This window comes from Pseudoalteromonas sp. S3260 (assembly GCF_005886925.1).
Lineage (GTDB): Bacteria > Pseudomonadota > Gammaproteobacteria > Enterobacterales > Alteromonadaceae > Pseudoalteromonas > Pseudoalteromonas tetraodonis.
Genome location: NZ_PNCV01000048.1, coordinates 36,050 through 46,685 on the forward strand (window position 1 = coordinate 36,050; position 10,636 = coordinate 46,685).

Annotated in this window: 9 protein-coding genes and 1 pseudogene; 1 reads left to right on the plus strand and 9 read right to left on the minus strand. The window is 41.7% G+C overall.

The genetic code is table 11. The annotated features are described in order from the left end of the window. Positions 1-12: 12 nt before the first annotated feature. The 9 genes from purH to rsmD all read right to left on the minus strand — a co-directional run bounded on the left by purH (position 13) and on the right by rsmD (position 9,937). A complete protein-coding gene (purH, locus tag CWC14_RS09615) occupies positions 13-1,599 on the minus strand; it encodes a bifunctional phosphoribosylaminoimidazolecarboxamide formyltransferase/IMP cyclohydrolase (RefSeq protein ID WP_138562611.1) in 1,587 nt (528 codons plus the stop codon). Between the two features lie 235 nt (positions 1,600-1,834). Further along, positions 1,835-2,125 (minus strand): DNA-binding transcriptional regulator Fis, encoded by a 291-nt coding sequence (gene fis / locus CWC14_RS09620; RefSeq protein WP_002957804.1) that lies wholly within the window; start codon positions 2,123-2,125, stop codon positions 1,835-1,837. Between the two features lie 19 nt (positions 2,126-2,144). Further along, positions 2,145-3,116 carry a tRNA dihydrouridine synthase DusB gene (gene dusB, locus CWC14_RS09625; RefSeq protein WP_024601713.1) on the minus strand — a complete coding sequence of 324 codons (972 nt, stop codon included), beginning with the start codon at positions 3,114-3,116 and terminating at the stop codon, positions 2,145-2,147. 282 nt (positions 3,117-3,398) lie between these two features. Then, positions 3,399-4,280 carry a 50S ribosomal protein L11 methyltransferase gene (gene prmA, locus CWC14_RS09630; RefSeq protein WP_138562613.1) on the minus strand — a complete coding sequence of 294 codons (882 nt, stop codon included), beginning with the start codon at positions 4,278-4,280 and terminating at the stop codon, positions 3,399-3,401. A 71-nt stretch (positions 4,281-4,351) separates the two neighbouring features. Then, positions 4,352-6,196, minus strand: coding sequence for an RNA polymerase sigma factor RpoD (gene rpoD / locus CWC14_RS09635; protein ID WP_076921885.1), 1,845 nt, complete (start codon positions 6,194-6,196; stop codon positions 4,352-4,354). A gap of 390 nt (positions 6,197-6,586) precedes the next feature. Further along, on the minus strand, positions 6,587-8,338 hold the full coding sequence (gene dnaG, locus CWC14_RS09640; protein ID WP_138562615.1) for a DNA primase: 1,752 nt from the start codon (positions 8,336-8,338) through the stop codon (positions 6,587-6,589). A gap of 166 nt (positions 8,339-8,504) precedes the next feature. Continuing rightward, positions 8,505-8,951, minus strand: coding sequence for a GatB/YqeY domain-containing protein (locus CWC14_RS09645; RefSeq protein WP_016899740.1), 447 nt, complete (start codon positions 8,949-8,951; stop codon positions 8,505-8,507). Between the two features lie 19 nt (positions 8,952-8,970). Beyond that, positions 8,971-9,186 (minus strand): 30S ribosomal protein S21, encoded by a 216-nt coding sequence (gene rpsU / locus CWC14_RS09650; protein ID WP_002957797.1) that lies wholly within the window; start codon positions 9,184-9,186, stop codon positions 8,971-8,973. Between the two features lie 145 nt (positions 9,187-9,331). Then, positions 9,332-9,937 (minus strand): 16S rRNA (guanine(966)-N(2))-methyltransferase RsmD, encoded by a 606-nt coding sequence (gene rsmD, locus CWC14_RS09655; protein ID WP_138562617.1) that lies wholly within the window; start codon positions 9,935-9,937, stop codon positions 9,332-9,334. A gap of 225 nt (positions 9,938-10,162) precedes the next feature. Here rsmD and CWC14_RS09660 point away from each other — a divergent pair. Then, a pseudogene (locus CWC14_RS09660) lies at positions 10,163-10,636 on the plus strand (signal recognition particle-docking protein FtsY); the annotation flags it as partial.

The window sequence follows — 10,636 nt, forward strand, 5'->3', positions numbered from 1 at the left end:
CTCTTTAAGCGATTAATGGCGGAAATGGCGCATACCCGTAAACACCATTGCCATACCAGCTTCATCAGCTGCGGCAATTACTTCTTCATCGCGCATTGAACCACCCGGTTGAATAACCGCGGTAATACCTGCTGCGGCTGCAGCATCAATGCCATCACGGAATGGGAAAAATGCATCTGATGCCATGACTGAGCCTTTAACTTCAAGGTTTTCATCAGCGGCTTTAATACCGGCAATTTTAGCTGAGTAAACACGGCTCATTTGGCCTGCGCCAACACCAATAGTCATACCGTCGCGGGCATAAACAATGGCGTTTGATTTAACAAATTTAGCCACTTTCCAACAGAACAGTAAGTCTTTAAGTTCTTGCTCAGAAGGCTGGCGCTTAGAAACAACCGTTAAGTCGCCTTGCGTTACCATACCTAAATCACGGTCTTGAATTAGAACGCCGCCATTAACGCGTTTAATGTCATGGCCTGTGCCTTTAGCTGAAAACTCGCCACACTCTAATAAGCGAACATTTTGCTTAGCCGAGACTATTTGAGCCGCTTGAGGGCTTACGCTTGGTGCGATAATAACTTCAACAAATTGACGTTCAACAATCGCTTGTGCAGTTTTTGCGTCAAGTTCTTGGTTAAAAGCAATAATGCCGCCAAACGCTGACGTTGGATCAGTTTTAAAGGCGCGATCGTATGCTTCTAAGATATTTTCGCCAATTGAAACACCACATGGATTAGCATGTTTTACAATAACACACGCCGGTACATCAAATTCTTTAACACACTCAAGTGCGGCATCGGTATCGGCAATATTGTTAAACGATAATGCTTTACCTTGTAGCTGAGTGGCTGTCGCCACTGACGCTTCAGTGATGTCGTTTTCAACATAAAACGCGGCATCTTGATGCGAATTTTCACCGTAACGCATATCTTGCTTTTTAGTGAATTGCATATTAATAGTACGTGGGAACTTAGTATCTTCAGCGGCTTCTTCTGTGTAATCAGGAACCATTTTACCGAAGTAGTTAGCAATCATACCGTCGTATTGCGCTGTGTGCTCATAGGCGGCAATAGCTAAATCAAAGCGGGTTTTGTAAGTAGTTGAGCCGTTATTATTTTGCATTTCGCTAATAATACGGTCATAGTCGTTTGCGTTAACAACAATCGTCACATCTTTGTGATTTTTAGCTGCTGCACGCACCATGGTTGGGCCGCCAATATCGATGTTTTCTATAGCATCTTCAAGGCTGCAGTTTTCTTGAGCGACAGTATTCGCAAAGGGGTATAAGTTAACTACAACGATGTCGATAGCAGAAATGTTGTTATCTGCCATTACGCCTTCATCTTGGCCACGACGAGCAAGAATACCGCCATGAATTTTTGGGTGTAGGGTTTTTACGCGACCATCCATGATCTCTGGGTGTCCGGTGTGATCTGATACTTCGGTAACTTTAATCGCATTATCAGCAAGTAGTTTACAAGTGCCGCCAGTTGAAAGTATTTCAACACCTTGTGCTTCTAGTGCACGGGCAAATTCAACAATACCGGTTTTGTCTGACACACTCAAAAGTGCGCGACGTATAGGACGATGTGTATCCATTGTAGTTTGATTTCCTCAGTTAATGAGCTAGCTTAGAAGCGCGTATTTTAACTGATTACGACTCAAAAAACGACTTATAACGACCCATAAAGCGTGAGCATTTTGCAATTTCGTTAATAAATTTTACAGATAAAAAAAGCACCCTAAGGTGCTTTTTTAAGAGTGTTTTATAAAACACTCAGTGTATTGAATCAGTAAGCGCGGTAAAGCAATTACGGCATCAATACTCTAGGTATTAGTTCATACCGTATTTTTTTAGCTTTTTACGTAAAGTACCACGGTTGATACCTAGTAAAATTGCCGCACGAGTCTGGTTGCCACGTGTGTAAGTCATTACTTCTTCAAGCAATGGCGCTTCTAGCTCAGAAAGAACAAGGTCGTAAACGTCTTGCACATCTTGACCGTTAAGCTGTTTTAAGTAGTGGTGAACAGCTTTTTTTACTGCATCACGCAATGGCTGCGGTTTCTCGTGTGACTGAACATGAGGGTTAGTGATAAATGGAGAAGTCACGTTTTGTTCGAACATTATAAAGTCTCTTTCTTTCTTAGTTAGCTGCTAGTGTTTTAAAGTATTGCTCTAATGCGACGACCTGTGCCTCTGAATTGTCGAGCGCATTAAATACTCGCCTAAACTGACCGTCACTGTCATGGGTTTGCAAATACCAAGATACATGTTTGCGAGCGATTCGTGCTCCCATTGGCTCACCGTAAAACACATGGAGGTTAGTTAAATGCTCCATTAAAATACTGCGCACCTCTGCTATAGCAGGTGGCTGCATATGTTCACCAGTTCGCAAATAGTGGTCTATCTCCCTAAATATCCAAGGGCGACCTTGGGCGGCTCGACCAATCATAATGGCATCTGCACCCGTATAGTCCAAAACCTGCTTTGCTTTTTCAGGTGATGTAATATCACCATTAGCAACGACAGGTATCGACACTGAACGTTTTATATCCCTAATTGTGGCGTACTCAGCATCACCTTTATACATACATGCGCGCGTGCGCCCATGTACAGCCAGTGATGCAATGCCATAACGTTCAGCTATTCTTGCAATCTCTACACCATTACGGTTGTCCTGATCCCATCCGGTACGGATTTTAAGTGTTACAGGTATATCAACCGCGTTTACTACGGCATCAATAATCTCTTCCACGAGTTCTGGAAACTGTAATAAGGCTGAGCCTGCAAGTTTCTTATTCACTTTTTTTGCTGGGCACCCCATATTGATATCTATGATCTGTGCACCGTTTGCAACATTGAATTGTGCGGCCTGTGCCATAAGCTCAGGGTCTGCTCCTGCAATTTGCACCGCACGTATACCCGACTCACCAGAATGATCCATTCGGTTCATCGACTTTTCGGTTTTCCAAACCTTCGGATTAGACGACAGCATTTCAGACACAGCAAGGCCAGCGCCTAAACGACGACATAGCTGTCTAAATGGTCTGTCCGTTATGCCCGCCATAGGCGCGACAATGACATTATTCTCAAGTTGGTATGAACCGATACGCACGATATTCAATAGGCCTCTTTTCAAGGGGCGCTAAGTTTACGGCTTTTTATGCAAAAATCAAAGGCTATAAATTGAACAAAAGTGACTTTTTTTTGCTCTTTCCGTATTGACATTTGATAACCGTATGACGAAGCGGTTTATTTGTGTGAATTTTGAACGGCTGTTACTTTTATAATAAAAAATCTTTATTTTTTATTATGTAAAAAAATAGTAAAGCCTGTTAAATACAGGCTTTAGATACGACTTTTGAGTTAATACTCTAAATTTTTTAATAACGCACTATTACGCTTTTTTAATGCCACTTACTCGGGTCCAATCGCCTTCAATGGCAATTTCATCGAGCTCAATAAAGGGCGCGTATATGTCAGCAACCGATTGTGCTTGTTCTTCTAAAATGCCAGACATCGCAATTTTACCGCCTGGCTTTAATAATCCTAAAATAACACTATGAAGCTCACGCAGTGGTTGCGCTAAAATATTTGCCACCACAATGTCAGCAGTAAACTCAGGTTGGTTTTCTGGCAGGTACACTTCAAGCTTGTCAGCAACAACATTGCGATTAGCGTTATCTAGGCTTGCTTCCAGCGCTTGTGGGTCAATGTCTATCCCAATCATGCGCTCAGCACCTAATTTTATTGCTGCAATACCCAATATGCCTGAGCCACAGCCAAAATCGACCACGGTTTTACCAGTTAAGTCTTGGCTTTCTAACCATTTTAAACACAGTGCCGTGGTGGCGTGTGTGCCAGTACCAAAAGCAAGACCTGGATCAAGTAGTACATTGACTGCGTCTGGGTCTGGAATGTCGCGCCAGCTAGGACAAATCCAGAGTTTTTCGCCAAATTGAATAGGGTGAAAATTATCCATCCACTCTCGTTCCCAGTCTTTATCTTCGAGTTGCTCAATTTTGTAAACTAAATTGTCTTTTAGCTCATCATGGCGTTTTAATAACGCAACCACTGCGTTCATATCGTGATTAGCTTCGAACAAGCCAATTACTGTAGTGTCAGCCCAAAATACAACAGTGCCAATTTTAGGCTCATAGATAGGCGTGTCTTTAGCATCAATAAAAGTAACAGAAGCACTGCCTGCTTCCATTAATAGGTCACTTACTGCATCAGCGGTTGCAGCATTGGCATTGATACGGATTTGGATCCAAGCCATGTTTATTTCCTTGAAATAGAAAAAAGGCCGCTACAGCGGCCTTTTAAATTAACTTATAATGTAACGCTAGATTATTTAGCGTCTAAAAAGCTTTTCAGTAAATCAGAGCGAGAAGGGTGACGTAATTTACGCAGTGCCTTCGCCTCAATTTGACGAATACGTTCACGTGTTACGTCAAACTGTTTACCTACTTCTTCTAACGTGTGGTCGGTATTCATATCAATACCAAAACGCATACGTAGTACTTTCGCTTCACGGGCTGTTAAGCCAGCGAGCACGTCGTTAGTTGCGCCACGAAGAGACTCCATTGTTGCCGAATCGATTGGCGAATCAATAGTGGTATCTTCGATGAAGTCGCCTAAGTGCGAATCTTCATCATCACCAATAGGTGTTTCCATTGAAATTGGCTCTTTTGCAATCTTAAGTACCTTACGGATTTTATCCTCAGGCATCATCATGCGTTCAGCTAATTCTTCTGGATTTGGCTCACGACCCATTTCTTGTAACATTTGACGTGAAATACGGTTCAATTTATTGATCGTTTCAATCATATGTACTGGAATACGGATTGTTCTTGCTTGGTCAGCAATAGAGCGCGTAATTGCTTGACGGATCCACCACGTAGCATAAGTTGAAAACTTATAACCACGACGGTATTCAAACTTATCAACCGCTTTCATCAGACCAATGTTACCTTCTTGGATTAAATCTAAGAACTGTAAACCACGGTTGGTGTATTTTTTAGCGATTGAAATTACAAGACGTAAGTTTGCTTCTACCATCTCTTTTTTAGCACGGCGCGCTTTCGCTTCACCAATACTCATGCGGCGGTTTATATCTTTAATACGTTCAATGCTTAAGCCAGTGCTTTCTTCCATTGAAGTAAGTTTGCTAATACAACGAAGTATTTCAGGCTTAACTTCTTCAAGTTTAGCTGAATGCTTTTCGTTTGCTGCAATTTCAATATCAAGCCATGCTGTGTCAGTTTCGTTGTTTGCAAAATGCTTAACAAAGGTTTTCTTTGGCAGCTTTGAAACTTGAACTGCATGCTTCATGATAAGACGTTCTTGAACGCGAACTCGGTCCATCATTTCACGCATGTTATTAACCATGCGATCAAACTGTTTAGGCACGAGTTTAAAGGTTCTGAACAGCTCACCGATTTCTAAAATAGCGGCTTGAGACTCTGGATGAGAGCGACCTTTCTTATCGAATGTTTCACGTGCTTTGGTGTATAAATTACGTAAATTTTCGAAATGGATGCGCGCTTCTTCAGGATCTGGACCTGTATCTACTTCTTCTTCGTCTTCATCATCGCTGTCATCGTCATCATCGTCGCTATCATCAAGCTGTTTTTCACTTAATTCAGAACCAATGTTGGTGGCAGCAATAGGCGGTGCTTCTTCTGCATCAGGATCGAAAAAGCCAGAGATAATATCGCTAAGACGCATCTCTTCTGCTTCAAACTTATCCCACTGTTCAAGTAGGTAAGTGATCGCTTCAGGGTATTCAGCAACCGAAATTTGAACTTGGTTAATGCCTTCTTCAATACGCTTAGCGATAACAATTTCGCCTTCACGGGTAAGAAGTTCAACAGTACCCATTTCACGCATATACATGCGAACAGGGTCAGTTGTACGGCCGATTTCTTTTTCTACAGTAGCAAGGGCTGCAGCGGCAGCTTCCGCTGCGTCTTCGTCTGTCGTGGTTTCTTGCATCATTAACTCATCGGCATCAGGCGCGTTTTCGCTAACCTTGATACCCATGTCATTAATCATGCTAATGATATCTTCTACTTGATCTGAGTCGATAATATCTTGTGGAAGGTGATCATTAACTTCTGCAAAAGTTAAGTAACCTTGCTCTTTACCTTTTTGAATCAGAAGTTTTAATTGTGACTGAGGAGTTGGATCCATAGAGATTGTTTCTTCCACTCTGATAAGTTGATACAACAGGCGCCATCATGGAGTTTGCTCAAAGGCTAACCAGAATAATGTGACGCAGTGAATAGCACAGTATAACAGCCTAAATCAAATCTGACTAGGGTCTGTTGGTCTTTCAGGATTAAAGTTTGTTCAATCCAAGGGTGGTTTAATCGCGGCGCGAGGTTTGTAACCTAGTGGGCTAAGTAAAAACCGAACAACAAAGAGTAAACCTCCCTTGGGTCGAACCCAAAGGGCAGCGCGTGTTTGGCATTTATGCTGCGTTATCGCCTATTTATGTGAAATAACCACACTACATAGGCTCTGCCTTGTCTAAATACCAAACACACTGCTGTAAACTTAACCTCGAAAGATAAACAGACCCTAACTATTAGTCGTTTTTAACGCTGTCATTAGTAAATGACATTCTAGTCGTTCGTCGCTATTTAGGCCCTGTGTCTTGTCTTTTATTAATAGGGTCTCTAGTCGATAATTTAAACACTGATCTTCAATAAATTTAAAAGTATTTTGAAAAACAGTCTCTAAACGCTCTTCATCTATTTGATGTTGCCATGTCGCTAACTTAGTTAATGGCTCGTAGTCATCGGTGCCCCGAAATGATTCAAGAATTTGTGCGGTGGTAATGCCATCTTTTTGTAATGCTTGATGTTGTAGTCGCAATAATAAGCCAATACCTGCAATATTCATTTGAGCTAAATCGGGTAAATAGGGCACACTTTTAGCCAAGTTAGGGTGCTGAATTAAAATCCCTATTGCTTGGCGCATGGGTGTAATTTTAAATTTTCGTTCAATTGCTTGCTGCTGTTTTGGCGTTTTTAAGTGATTATTGAGTTGCTCACGGGTACGGCCAATCAATCGCCCAAGTTGCTCTAGGATATTTTCTTGGTAAAACTCACTTGGGATCTTTTCAATCAGGGGCAGTGCCGCACTGAGTAACTTAGCCTTACCGGAATCTAGTGTTAAATCAATCTCTTTACTTAGTTTATTAAACAGCACTTTAGTGAAGTCATCTGCGTTTTCAAGGCGTTGCTCAAAAGCTGCTTTACCTTCTTGTTGTACGAGTGAATCAGGGTCTTCACCATCGGGTAAAAATACAAAATGCAGTGCTTTGCCATCGTTTAAGTAAGGCAACGCATTTTCGAGTGCGCGCCACGCAGCATCTTTACCTGCACGGTCACCATCGTAACAACAAATAACTTTATCTGTGGTTCTAAATAAAGTGTGCATGTGCTCGCTGGTTGTCGCTGTACCAAGGGCTGCTACGGCATATTCAATACCTTGTTCTGCCAGCGCTACTACGTCCATGTAGCCTTCAACAATCAGTACATGGTCAAGCTTCTTGTGTGCTTGTTTAGCTTCATAAAGGCCATAGAGTTCAAAGCCCTTATGAAATATGCGCGTCTCCGGAGAGTTTAAATATTTAGGCCCTTGATCGGCTTGCATTACTCGCCCACCAAAAGCAATAACGCGGCCGCGTTTATCACGAATTGGAAACATTAAGCGATCACGGAAAAAGTCGAACTGTTTGCCTGGGGTTTTCTCAGATGCGAGTTTAAGCTCAACTAATTGTTCTTTTTGTTCTTGGTTTCGCCCAAGTTGTTGGCAGAGCCCTTCCCATTCGCTGGGCGCATAACCTATCATAAACTTTTTAACGGTTGCACCGCTTAAGCCGCGACCTTTAACGTAATCGATTACCGCTTCAGAGTTACTGTGATGTTTTAACTGATGTTGATAAAAGCGTGCTGCATGCAGCATTAGATCATAGTCTGAACGTTTTTGTGCCGCTGTGCGCTCTGGTCCATTACTGCTCCCTTGTTCGCGAGGAACATCAAGGTTAAGTAAACTGGCTAGTTCTTCAATTGCATCAACAAACTCGAGTTTGTCATACTCCATTACAAAAGAAATAGCATTGCCGTTAGCGCCACAGCCAAAGCAATGATAAAACTGTTTATCTTGCGATACAGTAAATGAAGGCGACTTCTCATTATGAAAAGGACAGCAAGCTTGATAGTCTTTGCCCGCTTTTTTCAACCCTACCTTTGAGTCAATCAGGTCGACAATATCGGTTCGTGCCAATAAATCATCGATAAAGTTGCGTGGGATCTTTCCAGCCATTGTTTAAAGTACAGCCCTAAGATAAATAGAAAAGTGATGAAAACGAATTATAATACGCAAAGATTTGAACACAAATGCATAATTTTTTGAAGTACTAAATATCTAAACGAAGAAACCGAGCTCAAGGCTCGGTTTACTTCAATCATACTAAATGTATGTGGGGGTATTAGGCAGTTAATCGTTGCTTAATTAAACCTGAGATTTTGCCCATATCGGCACGACCTTCGGCTTTGCTTTTGATTATACCCATTACTTTACCCATGTCTTGCATACCTGCTGCGTTAGTATCAGCAATAGCCGCGTCAATGAGAGCAATAATTTCTTCTTCACTCAATTGTTGAGGTAAAAAAGCTTCAAGTGCTGTAATTTCATTGGCTTCAATATCAGCTAAATCATCACGCCCAGCATCTTTGTACTGAGTGTAAGAGTCGCGACGTTGTTTAACAAGCTTCACTATAACGGAGGTAATACCTGCGTCGTCTAGTGTTATTTGCTCGTCAATTTCACGTTGCTTGATTGCAGCAAGTACCATACGAATAGGGTTAAGACGTTGTTTGTCTTTGGCTCTCATCGCATCTTTTTGCGCATCTTTTAGCGTTATTAAAAGGCTCATTTATACAAGACCTAATATATTAGTATAATTTAACGCGACGAGCGTTATCACGAGAAAGTTTTTTCATGTGACGTTTAACAGCAGCTGCTTTTTTACGCTTACGCTCAGCTGTTGGTTTTTCATAGTGCTCGCGACGACGAACTTCTGAAAGGATACCTGCTTTTTCACATGAACGCTTGAAGCGACGAAGTGCTACGTCAAACGGTTCGTTCTCTCTTACTTTAATTACTGGCATTAAAAATTCACCTACCTAAATTATGAGCGTTGCTCAAGTTGATCAAACATTGATCAAGTGGTTCAAAAATGGTGCGGTATTGTAATCCGAAGCAACACCACATGTAAAGGATAATATTAACAGAAACACAGCAGCTAAAACAGTGTTAATTTATATGGCGTTGGTACAGCCTACAAAAAACCTGACCTGCCTTTTTCTCTTTAATTAACAACCAGTTATTTGGTGCTTTAAACGAGGTTAGCTCGGTTTCTACTTCAACATATATCAATGCTTCGGGGTCGAGCCATTGATTATTTTCCAATAAATCACAGCATGATTGAGCTAAATTTTTGCGAAATGGCGGGTCAATAAAAACCAAATTAAATGTGTCACTGGTGTTTTTTCTCTCTAAAAACGTCAGTGTATTAGTATTAACGACTTGCGCGTTTTGTGCATCAAGCGTCGCAATGTTTTGCTCTAATTGTTTTGCTGCTTGTGAATCAAGCTCTATGAATGTGGTGTGTTTTGCAAAACGCGACAATGCTTCAAATCCCAATCCACCGGAACCGGCAAAGCAATCGAGAGTGTGCGCATCGCGGGTATCGTGCATCAACCAATTAAACACCGTTTCTTTAATTCGGTCGGTTGTAGGACGCAGACCTTGAACATCTTTTACTGGCAGTTTTCGACCGCGAAATTGGCCGCTAATGATTCTAATAACCCCATCAGCTGATTTATGAGTGGTGTTATTTTGTGTGTTTTTTTTTCTCATTTAACTCACTAAAAATTGGTATCTATGATCTAGCTCAGATAATATTGCAATCATATCACGGCGTGTCATTTTTCAACTGCGCTAAAAGTGTTACTATTATGCACCCTCGAGGATAACGTGTTGCTAAAAGCAATTATTTAGACTTAAAAGCACGCTATCATTATCGTTAGTTTATCAGATTTTTATAAGTGGTTATTAGCAAGTATGGCAAAAAAAAGTAAATTCATGTCGTGGCTCGGTTTTGGCAAGTCAGATAAAAAACAAGCAGAAGCTGATAAACAACAAGCATTAGCAAAAGAGCAGGCAGAAAAAGCCGAACAAGATCGTTTAGCACAAGAGCAAGCTGAAAAAGCTGAGCAAGAACGTTTAGCTGCAGAGCAAGCTGAGGCAGAGCGTTTAGAGCAAGAGAAACAGGCGCAAGCACAGCGTGCAGCGGCAGAAGAAAAACAAGCGATTGAACACGCTAACGCAGAGCTATTAGCTAAACAGCAGGCAGATGCAGAGCAACAAAGGCAAGAGCAAGCCAAACGTTTAGCAGAACAAGAAGCGCAAATGCAGTTAGAGCAAGAGCGCATTGCAGCAGAAAAAGCTGAGAACGAGCGTTTAGAACAACAGCGCATTGCAGCAGAACAAGCTGAGAATGAGCGTTTAAAACAACAGCGAGAGTGGCAGCAGAGCAAGATGAGAAAGCGCGTGTGG